The sequence below is a fragment of the Streptomyces sp. NPDC005485 genome, assembly GCF_040606085.1.
GTDB lineage: Bacteria > Actinomycetota > Actinomycetes > Streptomycetales > Streptomycetaceae > Streptomyces.
In genome coordinates, this window is the sequence record NZ_JBEXDZ010000125.1 from 11,144 (window position 1) to 28,630 (window position 17,487).

Here is a 17,487-nt window from a genome sequence, read left to right on the forward strand (position 1 = left end):
CGTCGATGCCAGTGCTGGTGCCTGTGCTGGTGCCTGTGCTGGTGCTGGTGCCTGTGCTGGTGCTGGTGCTGGTGCTGGTGCTGGTGCCGGGGTGGTCAGGCAAGGCCGAGCTCCTTGTCGATGAAGGAGAGGACGTCGTCGACGCTTGCGTCATCGGCGAGGTGCTCGTCCGGCGACGCCGCGGCGCCCGTCCCGGCGAGCCGGGAGGTGAGTGTCTGGAGCCGGCCGGGGATGCGGTGCCGCTCGACGTCCTCGGGCGGCAGGGCCGCCAGGGTCTCCTCCAGCCGGTCGAGTTCGGCCAGGACGGCCATCACCCCGCCGCTGTCCGTCTGCGGGCACAGTTCGTCGCGCAGGTGGGCGGCGAGGGCTGCGGGGGTGGCGTGGTCGAAGACCAGCGTGGCCGGCAGTCGCAGGCCGGTCGCGGCGGACAGGGCCTGTTTGAGGTCGGTGGCGGCCACCGAGTCGAAGCCGAGGTCGGTGAAGGGGCGTGCCGGATCCAGCGACGCGGGGTCGTCGTAGCCGAGCAGGGCCCCCACGTGAGCGCGGACCAGGTCGAGGACCGCCCGGCTCTGCTGGGCCTGGGTCAGGTCCTTCAGCCGTGCGGCGAGGGCGGGGCCCTGGGGGTCCGGGCCGCCCTGGGCCGCTGTGCCGGTGTCGGGGTCGGCCCGGGTCTCGGGTACCGCGTCGATCAGCGGGCGGGGGCGGGCCATCGTGTAGACGGGGGCGAAGCGCTTCCAGTCGATGTCGGCGACGACCAGGTGGGTCAGGTCGCGGTCGAGGATGCGGCCCAGTGCGGCGGCGGCGAGGCCGGGTTGCATCGGCGGGGTGCCGATCCGGCTGAGGGCGGCGCCGAGTTCCGCGTCGACCATGCCGCCGTCCCAGGAGCCCCAGGCGATGGAGGTGGCGGTGGCGCCGCGGGCGCGGCGGGCGTCGGCGAGTGCGTCGAGGCAGGCGTTGGCGCTGCCGTAGGCGCTCTGTCCGGTGCTGCCCCAGATCGCCGATCCGGAGGAGAACAGTACGAAGGCGTCCAGGGGGCGGTCGCCGAGCAGTTCGTCGAGGTGGCGGGCGCCGCCTGCCTTGGCGTCGGTGACGGCGGCGAATTCCTGCAGGGTCAGTTCGGACAGCGGGGCGATGCGCTGCATGACGCCGGCCGCGTGCACGACCGCGTTCAGCGGCCGGTCCTCGGGGATGGAGTCGAGCAGGCGGGCTACGGCTTCGCGGTCGCCGGCGTCGCAGGCCGCGACGGTGGCGTGGGTGCCGCGTGCGGCGAGTTCGTCGATGAGGTCGCCGACGCCGTCGGCGTCCGGTCCGCGTCGGCTGGTCAGCAGCAGGTGTTCGGCGCCGCGGTCGGCGAGCAGGCGGGCCACGTGGGCGCCGAGGCCGCCGGTGCCGCCGGTGATCAGTGTGGTGCCGCGGGGTGTCCAGTCGCGGACGGCGGGCTGTTCGGCGAGCGGGGTGCGGACCATACGGCGGCCGAGTACGGCCTTGTCGCGCAGGGCGAGTTGGTCCTCGTCGCCGGGGTCGGCCAGTACCCGGCACAGCCGGCGTACCGCGTCCTCGTCGACGGTGGCGGGCAGGTCGACCAGGCCGCCCCAGCGTTCGGGCAGTTCGAGTGCGAGGGCGGAGCCCAGGCCCCAGACGGCTGCCTGGGCCGGGTCGGCCGTGCTCTGGCCGGGTCCGGCGGCGACCGCTTGCGCGGTGACGCACCACAGCGGGGCGCCGAGGCCGGCGTCCTGCAGGGCCTGCACCAGGGTGACGGTGGCGGCGGTGCCGCGCGTCAGGGAGCCGTGGCGCGGGTGGGGGCGGTCGTCGAGGGCGAGCAGGGAGAGGGTGCCGGCCAGGTTGGTGTAGGCGCGCAGTTGTCCGGCCAGTGCCTCGCGGTCCTGGTCGCCGACCTCCAGCCGTACGGTCCATACGCCCTGGGCGGCGAGTCCTTCGGTGAGCGCGCGCACCCGCGGGTCGTGGGTGCGGCCCTCGGGGACGGCGAGCAGCCAGGTTCCGTCGGGTGTGTTTCGTGCGGTGTCCGGGAGGTGCACGGGCTGCCAGTCGACGCGGTAGCACCAGGCGTCGGTGCGGGCCTGGTCGCGCTGCTTGTGGCGCCAGTCGTTCAGGGCGGGCAGTACCTTCTCCAGGAGGGGCGCGGGGATGCCGGTCCGGTCGGCCAGTACGTCGGTGTCCGTGCGCTCCAGCGCATGCCAGACGGCGGTGTCCACGGCGTCTGCGGCCGGCGGCGCGGCCGGGGTGGCGGTGGCCTCCGGGTCGCGCCAGAACCAGCGTCGCTGGAAGGCGTAGGTGGGCAGGTCGACCCGGGTGGCCCCGCGCCCGGCGAAGAAGGCCCGCCAGTCGACGCGGACGCCTCGGCAGTGGGCCAGCGCGACGGCGGTGACCAGTTCGTTCTCCTCGTCGCGGTCGCGGCGCAGCAGCGGCACGAAGTGGCCTTCGGTGTTCTGCCCGCCCATCGCGCTCAGGGCCGCGTCCGGGCCGAGTTCGAGGTAGGTGGTGACGCCCTTGCCGGCCAGTGCCTGCACGGCGTCGGTGAAGCGGACGGTCTCAAGGACGTGGCGGACCCAGTACTCCGGGTCGCGCAGTTCCTCGCTGACGAGGGTGCCGGTGAGGGTGGAGACGATCGGGATGGAGGGCTCGCCGTACGTCAATTCCTGTGCGACGGCACGGAAGTCGGCGAGCATCGGCTCCATCAGCGGGGAGTGGAAGGCGTGGGACACCTTCAGACGGGTGGTCTTACGGCCCTCCGCCTCGAAGTGCGCCTTGATCCGCAAGGCTTCCGCCTCAACCCCGGAGACGACCACTGCGGTGGGTCCGTTGACGGCGGCTATGTCCACGCCGTCGGCCAGCAGCGGACGGACCTCGTCCTCGGTGGCTTGGAGGGCGACCATCGCGCCGCCCTCCGGGAGGGCCTGCATCAACCGGCCCCGCGCGGTCACGAGTTTCGCGGCGTCCGCCAGGGACAGCACCCCGGACACATGCGCGGCGGCGAACTCGCCAATGGAGTGCCCGGCCAGGTAGTCGGGCCTGATCCCCCACGACTCCAGGAGCCGGTATAGCGCCACCTCCAGCGCGAACAGCGCCGGCTGCGTGAACTCCGTACGGCTCAGCCGCCCGGCATCCTCACCCCACACGACCTCGCGCAGCGGCACATCGATCTCAGCCAGCACCGCATCGAAAGCCTCGGCGAACACCGGGAACGCGGCGTGCAGTTCACGGCCCATCCCGATGCGCTGCGCGCCCTGACCGGTGAACAGGAAGGCGGTCAGGCCGTCGTCGCGTGAGGCGCTGCTTTGGACGATGCCGGGTGAGGGGCGGTCCTCGGCGAGGGCGGTGAGGCGGCGCAGGAGTTCGGTGCGGTCGCCGGCGATGACGGCGGCCCGGTCGGGCAGGGCGGTGCGGGTGGTGGCCAGGGTGTGGCCGAGGTCGAGGAGGGTGGGCCGGTCGTCGGCGTCGGCGCGGGCGAGCAGGAGGCGTGCCTGGTCGCGCAGGGCGTCGGGTCCCTTGGCGGAGAGCAGGACGGGGACGGTCTTGGCGTCGCCGGTGGCGGGTTGCTGCGGGGGGAGTTCCTCGGCGGGTGGGGCCTCTTCGATGATGACGTGGCCGTTGGTGCCGCTGAAGCCGAAGGAGGAGATGCCGGCGCGGCGCGGGCGGCCCGGGGTGGCGGGCCAGGGCTGGGCCTCGGTCAGCAGCCGTATGGCGCCCTCCGCCCAGTTGACCTTGGTGCTGGGTTCGTCGACGTGCAGGGTTTGGGGCAGCACGTCGTGGTGCATTGCCTCGACGACCTTGATGATGCCGCCGACGCCGGCGGCGGCCTGGGCGTGTCCGATGTTCGACTTCAGGGAGCCCAGCCACAACGGCCGCTCCGCGGGGCGGTTTTGGCCGTAGGTGGCGAGCAGGGCCTGGGCCTCGATGGGGTCGCCGAGGACGGTGCCGGTGCCGTGTGCTTCGACGGCGTCGACGTCGGCGGCGGTCAACTGGGCGGAGGCGAGGGCCTGTTGGATGACCCGGCGCTGGGAGGGGCCGTTGGGGGCGGAGATGCCGTTGCTGGCGCCGTCCTGGTTGACGGCGGAGCCGCGGACGACGGCGAGGACGGGGTGGCCCTGGGCGCGGGCGTCGCAGAGGCGTTCCACCAGCAGCATGCCGACGCCTTCGCCCCAGCCGGTGCCGTCGGCGGCGTCGGCGAAGGACTTGCAGCGGCCGTCCGGGGACAGGCCGCGGTCCTGGCTGAAGCCGACGAAGGCGTGCGGGTGGGCCATGACGGTCGCGCCGCCGGCGAAGGCGAGGGTGCAGTCGCCCGCGCGCAGGGCCTGGACCGCCAGGTGCAGGGCGACCAGGGAGGAGGAGCAGGCGGTGTCGACGGTGACGGCCGGCCCTTCCAGGCCCAGGGTGTAGGCGATGCGGCCGGAGGCGACGCTGGCCAGGCTGCCGGTGCCGCCGCCGACGAGGTAGTCGTGGTAGACGACGCCGACGAAGACGCCGGTTTTGGTCTCCTTGAGGGTGAGCGGGTCGATGCCCGCGCGTTCCAGGGATTCCCAGGCGGTCTCCAGCAGCAGCCGCTGCTGCGGGTCGGTCTCCTTGGCCTCTTTGGGGCTCATCTTGAAGAAGTCGGCGTCGAAGTATCCGGCGTCGTGCAGGAACCCGCCCTCGCGGCTGTAGGTCTTGCCGGGGGTGGCGGGCTGGGGGTCGTAGAGGTTCTCGGTGTCCCAGCCGCGGTTGTCGGGGAAGGTGGAGATGGCGTCCTGGCCGCGGTCCACGAGGTTCCACAGCGCCTCGGGCGAGTTGACGTCGCCGGGGTAGCGGCAGCTCATGGCCACGATGGCGATCGGCTCGTGGTTCTTGGCCTCGACCTCGCGCAGCCGCCGTTTGGTCTGCTGGAGATCGGCCGTGGCGCGCCTGAGGTAGTCACGAAGTTTGTCGTCAGTCCCCATCGCTCATGAACCAATCTCGAGGTTGTCCAGTGCCTGGAAGAGCTCGTCGTCGGTGGCCGTGGTGAGGTCGTCCTGTGGCTGTTGTTCGGCGGCCGTGTCCCGGGTGTCGCGCCAGGCACGCAGCAGGGCCTCGATCCGGGTGGTGACGCGGGTGGTGTCGCCGTTGAGTTCGGGGGCGGTCGACAGGACCGTTTCGAGGCGGTCGAGTTCGGCGAGGAGTGAATGGGCCGCTCCGGTCCCGGCCGCCGTGTCCGTCTGGAGCAGCAGGGCTGCCACTGCCTGGGAGTTGGGGTGGTCGAAGGCGAGGGTGGCCGGCAGTCCTTGTCCGGTGAGGCGGGTGAGGCGCTTGTGGAGTTCGCCGGCTGCCACGGAGTCGAAGCCGAGTTCGGTGAAGGCGCGGTCGGCTTCGACGGCGTCGGCCGATTCGTGGCCGAGGACCGCGGCGACCTGGTTGCGCACCAGGGCCAGGGCGGCCCGTTCCCGCTCGCCGTCGGGCAGGGCGAGGATCTCTTGCCAGCGCCCGGTGTCGGCGTCCTCCTGCTCGGGGGCGCCGGCGGTGCCGATGACGACGACGCCATCGCCGCCGGTCTCGGCGAGCCAGTAGGAGCGGTGCTGGAAGGCGTAGGTGGGCAGTTCGGTCCGGCGGGCCGGGTGTCCGACGAAGTACGCCGTCCAGTTCACGGTGGTGCCGCGGCAGTGGGCCAGTGCGAGGGCCGAGGCCAGTTCCCGGCGTTCTTCGCGGCCTCGGCGCAGGGTGGCCACGAACACGGCGTCGGTCTCTTCGCGGCCGCTGAGGCAGTCGGGGCCGGTCGCGGTCAGTGCGGCGTCGGGGCCGATCTCCAGGAAGGTGCCGACGTGTTGTGCGGCCAGCTGGGCGACGGCGTCGGCGTGGCGGACGGTGGCGCCGATGTGCCGGACCCAGTACTCGGGGGTGGCGATCTCGTCGGCGTCGATGAGCAGGCCGGTGACGGTGGAGACGATCGGGATGGTGGGGGTGGCGTAGGTCAGTTCCCGGGCCACCGTGAGGAAGTCGTCGAGGATCGGTTCCATGAGCGGGGAGTGGAAGGCGTGGGAGACCTTCAGGCGGGTGGTCTTGCGGCCTTCCGCCTCGAAGTGCGCCTTGATCCGCAGCGCTTCCGCCTCCACACCCGAAACGACCACCGCGGTGGGTCCGTTGACGGCGGCGATGCCCACGCCGTCGGCCAGCAGGGGGCGTACCTCGTCCTCGGTGGCCTGCAGGGCGACCATCGCGCCGCCCTCCGGCAGGGCCTGCATCAACCGGCCCCGCGCGGTCACGAGTTTCGCGGCATCCGCCAGGGACAGGACCCCGGAGACATGCGCGGCGGCGAACTCGCCGATGGAGTGCCCGGCCAGGTAGTCGGGCTTGACGCCCCACGATTCGAGGAGCCGGTACAGCGCCACTTCCAGGGCGAACAGGGCGGGCTGGGTGAACTCCGTACGGCTCAGCCGTTCGGCGTCCTCACCCCACATGACTTCGCGCAGCGGCAGCGGTTCCAGTTCGGCCAGTACGGCGTCGAAGGCGTCGGCGAACACCGGGTGGGCGGCGTGCAGTTCACGGCCCATCCCGATGCGCTGCGCGCCCTGTCCGGTGAACAGGAAGGCGAGTTTGCGGCCGGAGGTGCGGGATCGGTCGCGTACGGCGGTGGCGGGGAGGTCGCCCTCGGCCAGGGCGGTGAGGGCGCGCAGGGCCTGTTCGCGGTCTTCGGCGAGTACTGCGGCGCGGTGTTCGAAGGCGGTGCGTTCGACGGCGAGGGTGTGGGCGATGTCCGGTGCGTCGGCGTCGGGGTGGGTGGCGAGCCAGGCGGCGAGTTTGGCGGCCTGGCCGCGCAGGGCCTGCGGGGTGCGGCCGGACAGCAGCCAGGGCAGGGCGCCGGTGGTGCTCTCGCCGGTGTCGGGGGACGCAGGTGTGGTTGCTTCGGCGGGCTCGGGGGGTGCCTGTTCGACGATGACGTGGGCGTTGGTGCCGCTGATGCCGAAGGAGGAGACCGCGGCGCGGCGGGGTGCGTCGCCGGCCGGCCAGTCGCGGGCGTCGGTGAGCAGCTGCAGGTTGCCCTGGGTCCAGTCCACCTTGTGGGAGGGGGTGTCCGCGTGCAGGGTCTTGGGCAGGATGCCGTGCCGGATCGACTCGATGGCCTTGATGAGTCCGGCGGCGCCGGCGGCGGCCTGGGTGTGTCCGATGTTGGACTTGATGGAGCCGAGGTAGACCGGCCGCTCCGCGGGGCGGTCCTGGCCGTAGGTGGCGAGCAGGGCCTGGGCCTCGATGGGGTCGCCGAGGGTGGTGCCGGTGCCGTGGGCCTCGATGACGTCGACGTCGGCTGTCTGGAGCCCGGCGTTGGCCAGGGCCTGGCGGATGACGCGCTGCTGGGCGGGGCCGTTGGGGGCGGAGATGCCGTTGCTGGCGCCGTCCTGGTTGACGGCGCTGCCCTTGATGACGGCGAGGACGGGGTGGCCGTGGGCGCGGGCGTCGCAGAGGCGTTCCACCAGGAGCAGGCCGACGCCTTCGGCGAAGCCGGTGCCGTCGGCGTCCTCGGCGAAGGAGCGGCAGCGGCCGTCGCGGGACAGGCCCTGCTGGAGACCGAATTCGACGAGGACCTCGGTGGTGGCCATCACGGTGACGCCGCCGGCCAGGGCGAGGGTGCATTCGCCCGAGCGCAGGGCCTGGATCGCCAGGTGCAGGGCGACCAGGGAGGAGGAGCAGGCGGTGTCGACGGTGACGGCGGGGCCTTCCAGGCCGTAGGTGTAGGACAGGCGGCCGGAGTTGATGGAGCCGGTGGCGCGGGAGTTGGCGTAGTCGTGGTACATCGCGCCGGTGAACACGCCGGTGCGGCTGCCGCGCAGGGCGGCCGGGTCGATGCCGGCGCGTTCGAAGATCTCCCAGGAGGTTTCCAGCAGCAGGCGCTGCTGGGGGTCCATGCCGAGGGCTTCGTTGGGGCTGATGCCGAAGAACTCGGCGTCGAAGTCGGCGGCGTCGTAGAGGAATCCACCGGAGCGGGTGTAGGTGCGGCCGGGGGTGCCGGGTTCGGGGTGGTAGACGCCCTCGAGGTCCCAGCCGCGGTCGGTGGGGAACGCGTCGACGGTTTCGGCGCCGTCGGCGACCAGTCGCCACAGGTCCTCGGGGCTGTGCACGCCGCCGGGGTAGCGGCAGGCCATGGCGACGACGGCGATCGGCTCGTCGGCGGCGGCCTGGGTGGTGAGGGGGGCGGGGGCGGGGGTGGTGGCGCCGAGTGCGGTCGCCTTGAGGTGCTGGGCGGCGGCCCGGGCGGTGGGGTGGTCGAAGACCAGGGTGGCGGGCAGGCGCAGGCCGGTGGTGGCGCTGAGCCGGTTGCGCAGTTCGACGGCGGTCAGGGAGTCGAAGCCGAGTTCCTTGAAGGCGCGGTCGGCTTCGACGGCGTCGGCGGAGTCGTGGCCCAGGACGTCGGCGACGTGTGAGCGGACGAGGTCGAGCAGGAGGGTGTCGCGCTCGGGTTCGGGCAGCCGGGCCAGCCGGTCGGCCAGCGAGCCGCCGGCCGCGCCGGCGGTGGCGGTCTTGCGGACGGGGACGCGGACGAGTTCGCCGAGGATGCGGTGCAGGCTGCCGGCGCCGGCCTGGGCGCGCAGGGCGGCAAGGTCGAGGCGGATCAGCAGCAGCAGCGGGTCGTCGAGGGTGAGTGCCTGGTCGAACAGGGCGAGGCCCTCGGCGGTGGTCATGGCGGGGAAGCCCTGGCGGCGCAGGCGTTCGGTGGCGGCCTCGTCGAGGTCGCCGGTCATGCCGGTGGCCTCGGCCCACAGGCCCCAGGCCATGGAGGTGGCGGGCAGCCCGGCGGCGTGGCGGTGGGCGGCGAGCGCGTCGAGGAAGACGTTGGCGGTGGCGTAGTTGGCCTGTCCGGCGGCGCCGAGCGTGCCGGCGGCGGAGGAGAACAGGGCGAACAGCTTCAGGTCGCAGTCGGCGGTGAGTTCGTGCAGGTGCCAGGCGGCGTCGGCCTTGGGGGCCAGGACGGTGTCGAGGCGCTGGGGGGTGAGGGCGGCCACGGTGGCGTCGTCGAGGACGCCGGCGGCGTGGATGACGGCGGTGAGGGGGTGGGCGTCGGGGATGGTGGCGAGCAGGCGGGCCAGCGCGTCGCGGTCGGCGACGTCGCAGGCGGCCAGGGTGACGGTGGCGCCGGCGGCGGTGAGGCTCTCGTGCAGTTCGGTGGCGCCGGGGGCGTCGGCGCCGCGCCGGCTGGTGAGCAGCAGGTGCCGGGCGCCGTGCTCGGTGACGAGGTGGCGGGCGAGGAGGGCGCCCAGGCCGCTGGTGCCGCCGGTGATCAGGACGGTGCCCTCGGGGTCGGGTGCGCTGGACCCGGCCGCGGTGTCGGCGTCGGTGTCGGTGGTGCGGGTGAGGCGGGGGGCGTAGGGGGTGCCGTCACGCAGGGCGAGTTCGGGTTCGCCGGTGGCCAGGGCGGCGGGCAGGGCCTGGCGGGAGGCGTCGGTGTCGTCCAGGTCGGCGAGGGTGATCAGGCCGGGGTTTTCCGCCTGTGCGGCGCGCAGCAGGCCCCAGGCGGGGGCGAGGGTGAGGTCGGGTGCGGTGTGGTCGTCGGGGGCGGTGACGGCGCCGTGGGTGATGACGGCCAGGTGGGCGTCGGCGTAGCGGTCCTCGCCCAGCCAGCTCTGCACGAGGTGCAGGGCGCGGTGGGCGGTGGCGCGGACGGCGTCGGGGGTGTTCTGGGCGTCGGGTGCCGGCAGTTCGAGGGCCACGAGGGCGGGGACGGGCTGCGTGGGGTCGAGGTCGTCCAGGCTGTGGACGTGGACGGGTGCGGCCTGGGGGGTGGTGGCGTCCAGCGGCAGGGCGCTCCAGGTGCGGCGGTAGGGCAGTTCGCGGCGTTGCCCGGCGGTTTCGAGCTGGCCGGCCTGGACGGCGCGGGCCACGATGGACTCGACGCTGATGACGGGGCTGCCGCCGGCGTCGGCGGCGTCCAGGCGGGTGTTGCCGCGGGCGTCGGTGAGCAGGCGGACGCGCAGGGCGGTGGCGCCGACGGCGTGCAGCTGGACGCCGGTCCAGGCGAAGGGCAGGACCGTTTCTGTGGTGTGGGTGTCCTGGGCGGCGACGAGTTCGGCGTGCAGGCAGGCGTCCAGCAGGGCCGGGTGCAGGCCGAAGGCCTGGGCGTCGCCGTGTGCCTGCTCGGGCAGGGTGACCTCGGCGAACACTTCCTCGCCGCGTTTCCACACCGCGCTCAGGGCCTGGAAGACGGGGCCGTAGGCGTAGCCCCGGCCGAAGAGGCGGTCGTAGGCGCCGTCCAGGCCGATCGGCTCGGCGCCGGGGGGCGGCCACTGGGTGAGGTCGACGCCGGCGTCGAAGGGCTGCGCGCTCAGTGTGCCGGAGGCGTGGCGGGTCCAGGGCTGGTCCTCGCCGTCGGCGCGGGAGTGGATGCTCAGCGGGCGGGCGCCTTGGCCGTCGGGGGCGCCGAGCGCTACCTGCAGGGCCACTCCCCCGCGTTCGGGCAGCACCAGCGGGGCGTGCAGGGTCAGTTCGTCCAGGGTGGCGCAGCCGGCCTGGTCGCCGGCCCGGACGGCCAGTTCGACGAAGGCGGTGCCGGGCAGCAGGACGGTGCCCAGTGCCTCGTGGTCGGCCAGCCAGGGGTGGGTGCTCAGCGAGAGCCGGCCGGTGAAGACGTGCCCGCCGGACTCGGCGCTCTCCACGGCGGCGGCCAGCAGCGGGTGTTCGACACCCATCTGGCCGAGGTCGGGCACCCCGCCGCCGACGGTGGGCACCTTGCGCCAGTAGCGCTTGCGCTGGAAGGCGTAGCTGGGCAGGTCGGTGGTGCGGGCGTCGGTGTGGTCGAAGAAGGTGGCCCAGTCCACCGGGGCGCCGCGCACCCAGGCCTCGGCGAGCGAGGTGGCGAAGCGGAGCAGGCCGCCCTCCTTGCGGCGCAGCGAGCCGACCACGCCGGCCTGTTTCTCGGCGGCGTCGACGGATTCCTGTACGCCGGTCTTGAGGAGGTGGTGGGCGGTGGGTTCGACGAACAGGGTGAAGCCGTCGCGCAGCAGGGCCTTGGTGGCTTCGTCGAAGCGGACGGTGCGGCGCAGGTTGGTGTACCAGTAGGCGGCGTCCAGGGCGGCGGTGTCGAGGAGGTCGCCGGTGACGGTGGAGTAGAACGGCAGCCGGGTGGAGCGGGGTGCGACGGGGGCGAGGATCTCCTGGAGCTGGTCCTCGATCTCCTCGACGAAGTGGGAGTGGGAGGCGTAGTCCACCGGGATGCGGCGGACGCGCAGGCCTTCCTCGGTCAGTTCGGCGAACAGTTCGTCCAGGGCGTCGCTCTCGCCGCAGACGACGGCGGTGGAGGTGCCGTTGACGGCGGCCAGTTGCAGGCGGCCGTCCCAGCGGGCCAGGCGGGGGGAGGTGGCGGCGGCGGACAGCGGTACGGACATCATGCCGCCCTTGCCGGCCAGCCGCTGTTTGATGAGCCGGCTGCGCAGGGCGACGACGCGGGCGCCGTCCTGCAGGGAGAGCGCTCCGGCGACGGTGGCGGCGGCGATCTCGCCCTGGGAGTGGCCCACGACCGCGGCGGGTTCGACGCCGTAGGAGCGCCACAGGGCGGCGAGGGAGACCATCACGGCCCACAGCACCGGCTGGACGACGTCGACCGGTTCCAGGCCGGGCTGGCCCTGTTGGCCGCGCAGGACGCCGATGAGGTCCCAGTCGACGAACTCGGCGAGCGCCTGGGCGCAGGCGGTCAGCTGGGCGGCGAACACCGGTGACTGGTCGAGCAGTTCGACGGCCATGCCCTCCCACTGCGAGCCCTGGCCGGGGAAGACGAACACGGTCCGCGGTTCGCCGCCGCCCGCCGCGCCGCTGACCGCCAGGGCTCCGGTGCCGGTGGCGGCGAAGGAGGCGAGGGAGGTGAGCAGGCTGTCATGGTCGGTGCCGAGCACCACCGCGCGGTGCCCGAGCTGGGCGCGGGTGGTGGCCAGTGACAGGCCGATGTCGCCCGGGCGCTGCCCGGGCCGCTCGCTCAGGTGTGTGTGCAGCTTGTCGGCCTGTGCCCGCAGCGCGTTCGCGCTCTTTCCCGAGACGATCCACGGAATCACCCCCGAGAATTCCTCAGCGCCCACTCGGGCCACCCCCTCGACTCCGTGTCGCATTGTTTGCATTTTGTTGTGGCTGTGGACGGCCACGACGCTACTCATACGGTCCCCGGGGGCCAACCCCAGAGGTGGTCACCGGCCCCCCTAACCAGCGGGCCGGGGCCGGGTTTTCGAGAAAATTCCCGGGCACCCTGGACGGGTACCCGGGAAACAAGCGGGATCAGTTCCCGGAAACGGCGTGATCGATTTCCTGCGCGGGTGCGTCCAGAATGTCGCCGAATTCGGGGAACTGGGCTATTGCTTGAGCCGCGGTCAATTGCGGCAGGCGGGGGCCGCGCAGCAGGGCCAGCAGATTCGCTGGCGCGAAGATGGCCAGGGGTGAGCCGGACAGGGCGGCGGCGTTGAACACCGCCTCGGCGACCCGCCCGTTCTCCGCGGCGACCTTGGTGATGCGCTCGTTGAGGCGTTGCTGGGAGGGGCTGGGGCGGCGCTTGGCGTTGGACTGCACGTCGGGGAAGAAGTGGTCCTGGGTGGTGGCCGCCATCCACGGTGCGACGGCGATCTTGGCGAGGGCCTTTTGGGCCTTGCGGGACAGGCCGGGGCGCAGGCCGCGGTGGCGGCGCAGCGTCTCGCGCAGGGCGACGGCCTGGCGGGCGGCCTGGGACATGCCGGTGCCGTAGTTCGGGTTGGGTGCCATCAGCGAGTCGCCGGTGGCGAGGAAGCCCTCCGGGACGGGCAGCTTCTCGTAGTAGCGGCGGCGGTTGGCCATGCCCCGGTAGGGGCGGATCTCGGAGACCGGCCGGGCCTTGTCGATGAGCTCGGCGATGACCGGGTGGCGGGTGGCGCGCGCGAACTCCACGAAGCCCTCCTCGTCGGTGGGCGGCACGGCGCCGCGGGTGCCGAAGAGGGTGACGATCCAGCGGCGGCCCTCGTTGGGCAGCAGCGCCGCGCCGCGGCCGGGCTTGCCGGTGCCGGCCTGGGCCTGGATGAGCACGCCGGGGAAGTCCTCACGCAGGCCGGGCGGTGCTTCGAACACCCGGCTGGCGTAGGCGAATCCGCCGTCCACGACCTCCTCGTAGACCGCCGGCACGCCGAGGGCGGCGAGCCAGTCGGGGGCCTTGGAGCGGCGGCCGGTGGCATCCACCACGAGGTCGGCGTCAAGGGTCTGCTCGTCCTCGCCGGCCGGCTGGATACGGACCCCGGTGACCCGCTCGGCGCTGCCGGTCAGGCCCGTCACCCGGGTGCCCTGCAGCACGGTGATCCGCTCGTTTGCCAGGGCCCGGCCGCGCACCACGTGGTCGGTCAGGTCGCGGCTGCACAGCAGCACGTACGCGGAGCTGGGCTGGCGGCGAAACCAGCCCTCGCCGGAGCGGGTCAGGTTTCCGGAGGGCAGCGAGCGGCGCTTGGCGCCGGCCGCCTGCAGTTCCCCGGTGATGCCGGGCAGCAGGGATTCCAGCGCCTCGACGCCCCCGCGCATGAACATGTGGTTGTGGTGGCCCTGCGGCAGCCCGCGCCGGGGGGCGGGGGTGTCGGGGTAATAATCGCTGTCGACGATGGTGACGGCGTCGGCCGATCGGCTCAGCGCGACCGCGGCGAGCACCCCCGCCATTCCGCCACCGAGCACTACTGCCCTGGTCATTGCGCGCTTCCTTCCTGCACTGCCGGTGGTTCTCGCTACGGTGCGTGCCGCTGTTGGCTGGGTGGTCAGTTGTCGATCCCGCACGTGGCGAGGTAGGTCGTCATGCGCCGCTGGGCCAGGGCGGGGTCGGGGAAGAGGCCGAGGGTGTCGGCGAGCCGGTAGGCGGTCGCCAGGTGCGGCACGGAGCGGGCCGCCTGCTCGCCCCACACCATCCGGGAGTGGCTCGCGTGGCCGGCCAGCCAGCCGAGGAAGACCAGGCCCGTCTTGAAGAAGAGGGTGCTGCGCAGCGGTCCCGCGAAGACGTGCCGGTTGAGTACGAGCGTCTCCTCCAGCAGGGCGCGGGCGCCGGCGTCGTCGCCGTCGTCCAGGGCGCGCAGCGCCTGCGCGGCCAGCGGTGCGACCGGGTCGAACACCGGGGACAGTGCGTCGCTGAAGCCCTGTTCGTCGCCCAGCAGCAGCTCGGGGTAGGCGTCGGTGTCGCTGGTGTAGAAGCGCACGCCCTGCGGCAGGCGGCGGCGCAGCTCGATCTGGCGCTCCACGCTCAACGGGGCGAGCTTGACGCCGTCGACCTTGTCCGGGTGCTGCTTGACCAGGTCGATCAGGGCGTCGTAGGCGGCGTCCAGGTCCTGGTGGCCGAAGTAGCCCGCGTGGAAGGGGATCCACTCGGGCAGGATCCAGTGGATGACGGCCGGCTTGGTCGCCTGGCGCAGGAGGCTGCCGTACACCTCGGCGTAGTCGTCGGGGCCCTGCGCCACGGCGGCCAGTTGCGGGCTGCACATGATGATGGCCTGCGCGCCGGCCTCCTCGACGACCTCCAGCTGCTGCTCGAAGGCCGCGGCGACGTCCTTGAGGGAGTGCTGGGCGAACGGGTCGAGCTGGTCGGTGGTGATGGCCGCGGCCAGCCGGCCGCCGACCGCGCGGGCCTCGGCGCCGGAGCGGCGGATCAGCTCCGCGGCGCCCGGCCAGTCCAGGCCCATGCCGCGGTGGGAGGTGTCCAGCGCCTCGGCGACGGTGTAGCCGTGCGCCCACAGGTGGCGCCGAAAGGCGAGGGTGGCGTCCCAGTCCAGGCGCTGCTCGGGCGGCGGGCCGACCGGCGGCCCGAACGGCTCGTTGGCGGCCAGCGGATCACCGACGACGTGTGCCGTCGCAAGGATGGACCGCTTGCGGAACGGGGTGGCCACCGCGGTGAATTCACGCGGGGACGGGTTGGGCCGGTACGACGTGAGCGTACCGTCCGGCTCCGGCAGTTTTATCATCGCTTCAGCTCCGAGACCTCACTGGAATCCACTGGCGATTCATTAAATCCAGCCGCCTCTTGGCCACTCCAGACGACCGACCCCCTAAGTCACCGGCAGCTCCCCCTAGTTTCCCGCGGAGGCGTTCGGCCGGAAATGCTTAGGGGGTCGTGGCACTGGATACGGCGGGCGCGGTTGTGACTTCATGGAATAGCGGTCGGCCGGCTTGCGGTTCGCCGCGTTCTCACTGGCCGTCAGACGTTGGAAGGTAACTATGTGGAAGTTTGAACACAGCGTGGAGGCCAAGGCCACTCCGGCGGCGGTGTGGGCCCGCTACACCGACCTGCCGTCCTGGCGCGACTGGTACAACGACGTCAGCACGATCCGTGTGCAGGGCCCGTTCGTCTCCGGCGCCAAGGGTGTCATCGAGCAGGACCCGGAGCAGGGCCACCACCCGCAGCCGGTGCCCTTCACCCTCGTCGACGTCGTCGAGAACGAGGGCTTCACCCTGGAGTGCATGGCGCCGACCTCCGAGTCGGGCGTGAAGGACGAGACGTTCCTGCGCACCAGCCTGCGTGCCGTCGACAACGGCAAGGGCGGTGTGACGATCACCCACTCGGCGATCCTCGACGGTCCGCAGAGCGCCGAGGTCGGCGAGGCGATCGGCAAGTTCCTCAGTTCCAACCTGGTGCTGGGGCTGGAGCGGCTGGCCAAGGTGGTCGAGACCGCCTGACCTTGCCGCGCACCCTCTCCTGATCCCCGGCCGCCCGCCGTCCCCCGCGGGCGGCCGGTGTCCTGCGCGCCCTCGGACGGCGGGGGCGCGCACACGCCGACGGCCCGCACCCTTTTGTCTTCCTCAGGGAAGAAGGGTGCGGGCCGCCGGCACGCTGCGGCTGCCGCTCAGGTCGCGGTGACGGTGATGGCGGACACCGGGCAGAAGTCGGCGGCCTCCTCGGTGGCCGCGTGCAGTTCGGCGGACGGGCTGTCGGACACCAGCGTCACCCGGCCGTCCGTGCTGCTCTGTTCGAAGACCTCGGGGACCGCGAGCGCGCAGGAGCCGGAGCCCACGCACCGCCCGCGGTCGGCAAAGACCCGCATCTCGCGTCCTTTCACCAGGTGACGGGCAGTTCGTGCAGACCGTAGATGTGGCCGCCGTGCATGAACGACAGCTCCTCGACCTCGCAGGCCGTGCGCAGGGTGGGGATCCGCTTCAGCAGCGTGCTGAAGACGATCTCCAGCTGGACCCGGGCGAGGTTGGCGCCCAGGCACTGGTGGGCGCCGTAGCTGAAGGCCAGGTGGTTCTTGGAGTCGCGGTGGATGTCGAGGGCCTGCGGGTTGTCGAAGACCGTCTCGTCCCAGTTCGCCGCGCCGTTGCTGGCGATGACGCCCTCGCCCGCGCGGATGGTGATCCCGCCGACCTCGATGTCGGCGCTCGCCACCCGGACGGTCGCGGAGTCCGCGATGGACAGGTAGCGCAGCAGTTCGTCGACGGCCTTGCGGGTCAGTGACGGGTCGGCGCGCAGTTCGTCGGCCACCTCGGGATTCTGCAGGAGCACCAGGGTGCCCAGGCCGATCATGTTGGCGGTGGTGTCGAAGCCGGCCACCACCAGCAGCCTGGCGATGGACACCAGGTCGGCCAGTTCGAGGCGGGACTCCTCGCGGTTCTTGACGACCAGGCGGCTGAGCAGGTCGTCGCCCGGCTCCTGTTCCTTCTTCTCGATCAGCCGGCCGAGGAAGCCGTCCATCTCGGTGTAGAGAACCGTGATCTCCTCCTGGGTGGAGTCCCGGTTCATGGTGACCTCGGAGTAGCGCCGGAAGTAGTCGATGTCCTCCGGGTCGGCGCCGAGCATCTCGCAGAACAGCAGCGAGGGGACCGGCGCGGCCAGTTCCTTGACCAGGTCCACGGGGCCGCCGGCGGCGAGCATGGCGTCGATCCGCTCGTCCACGATCTGCTGGATGCGCGGCTTGAGGGACTGGATACGGCGGGCGGTGAACTCGGGGATGACCAGGCGCCGCTGAGTGGTGTGCTCGGGCGCGTCGAGCGCGGAGAAGGGGAACTTGACGAACTGCAGCACCTCTTCGGGCACCGCGAACTGCAGCGGGTAGCCGGGCGCCTTGGCGTTGGAGCTCATCGCCGGGTCACCGAGGACCTTCTTCACGTCCTCGTAGCGGGTGAGCAGCCAGGCCTCCTTGCCGGACAGCCGCAGCCGGACCCTGGTCGCCGGGTGCTGCGGGCGCAGCTGGGCGTACTCGTCGGGTGTGCTGAGCGGGCAGGAGCGGATGAAGGGGAAGTCCAGCGCGGCACTGTCGTCGCTGGCGGAAGGAGTGGCATGGGCCGGGCACTGACTGGTCTCGGCCTGGGCGACGTCGGACATGACGTTCGGTGTCCTCTCGGGGCTGGAATGGGAGCAGGCGCGGGGCCGGCCGGCAAAACAGGGGCAGGATCGGGGCGGGGTCGGGTCGGTCGGTGCGGGTCGGGGGCGGTGGGGGGGGGGGGGTGGGCGCCGCGGGCGCGGCGGCGCCGGGACTGGTACTGCGGCTGCGACGCGGCCGGACTTCGGCTGAAGGCCCCTGTACGCGGAGCCCCGCCAGGCATCAACACAGTTGGAAAGCGTGT

7 protein-coding genes are annotated in these 17,487 nt (G+C 72.7%); 1 reads left to right on the forward strand and 6 read right to left on the reverse strand.

Annotated features, from left to right (window positions below; translation table 11 throughout):
* Window positions 1–95 precede the first annotated feature (95 nt).
* From ABZS97_RS32310 to ABZS97_RS32325, 4 genes are all read right to left on the reverse strand, one after another.
* On the reverse strand, window positions 96–4,934 hold the full coding sequence (locus ABZS97_RS32310) for a type I polyketide synthase (protein ID WP_356143491.1): 4,839 nt from the start codon (window positions 4,932–4,934) through the stop codon (window positions 96–98).
* A gap of 3 nt (window positions 4,935–4,937) precedes the next feature.
* The gene (locus tag ABZS97_RS32315; RefSeq protein ID WP_356143493.1) at window positions 4,938–12,023 is read right to left on the reverse strand and encodes an SDR family NAD(P)-dependent oxidoreductase; all 7,086 of its coding nucleotides are present in this window, start codon (window positions 12,021–12,023) and stop codon (window positions 4,938–4,940) included.
* A gap of 193 nt (window positions 12,024–12,216) precedes the next feature.
* Window positions 12,217–13,635, reverse strand: coding sequence for an FAD-dependent monooxygenase (locus ABZS97_RS32320; RefSeq protein WP_356143495.1), 1,419 nt, complete (start codon window positions 13,633–13,635; stop codon window positions 12,217–12,219).
* A gap of 65 nt (window positions 13,636–13,700) precedes the next feature.
* The gene (locus ABZS97_RS32325) at window positions 13,701–14,891 is read right to left on the reverse strand and encodes a DUF993 family protein (RefSeq protein WP_356143497.1); all 1,191 of its coding nucleotides are present in this window, start codon (window positions 14,889–14,891) and stop codon (window positions 13,701–13,703) included.
* A gap of 253 nt (window positions 14,892–15,144) precedes the next feature.
* Here ABZS97_RS32325 and ABZS97_RS32330 point away from each other — a divergent pair, with 253 nt between their 5' ends.
* Window positions 15,145–15,603 carry an SRPBCC family protein gene (locus ABZS97_RS32330; RefSeq protein WP_356143499.1) on the forward strand — a complete coding sequence of 153 codons (459 nt, stop codon included), beginning with the start codon at window positions 15,145–15,147 and terminating at the stop codon, window positions 15,601–15,603.
* 167 nt (window positions 15,604–15,770) lie between these two features.
* Here ABZS97_RS32330 and ABZS97_RS32335 read toward each other — a convergent pair whose 3' ends face one another.
* Together ABZS97_RS32335 and ABZS97_RS32340 are read right to left on the reverse strand one after the other, a co-directional pair.
* Window positions 15,771–15,968, reverse strand: a complete 198-nt coding sequence (locus ABZS97_RS32335; protein ID WP_356143501.1) for a ferredoxin — start codon at window positions 15,966–15,968, stop codon at window positions 15,771–15,773.
* Window positions 15,969–15,979: 11 nt separating this feature from the next.
* Entirely contained in the window at window positions 15,980–17,245 is a 1,266-nt protein-coding gene (locus ABZS97_RS32340) for a cytochrome P450 (protein ID WP_356143503.1), read from the reverse strand.
* Window positions 17,246–17,487: the final 242 nt, after the last annotated feature.

Bases quoted from the DNA above. Each gene is read 5' to 3' on its own strand.
- ABZS97_RS32310 (WP_356143491.1), bottom strand. From the start codon at position 4,934: ATGGGGACTGACGACAAACTTCGTGACTACCTCAGGCGCGCCACGGCC.
- ABZS97_RS32320 (WP_356143495.1), bottom strand. From the start codon at position 13,635: ATGACCAGGGCAGTAGTGCTCGGTGGCGGAATGGCGGGGGTGCTCGCC.
- ABZS97_RS32325 (WP_356143497.1), bottom strand. From the start codon at position 14,891: ATGATAAAACTGCCGGAGCCGGACGGTACGCTCACGTCGTACCGGCCC.
- ABZS97_RS32330 (WP_356143499.1), top strand. From the start codon at position 15,145: ATGTGGAAGTTTGAACACAGCGTGGAGGCCAAGGCCACTCCGGCGGCG.
- ABZS97_RS32335 (WP_356143501.1), bottom strand. From the start codon at position 15,968: ATGCGGGTCTTTGCCGACCGCGGGCGGTGCGTGGGCTCCGGCTCCTGC.
- ABZS97_RS32340 (WP_356143503.1), bottom strand. From the start codon at position 17,245: ATGTCCGACGTCGCCCAGGCCGAGACCAGTCAGTGCCCGGCCCATGCC.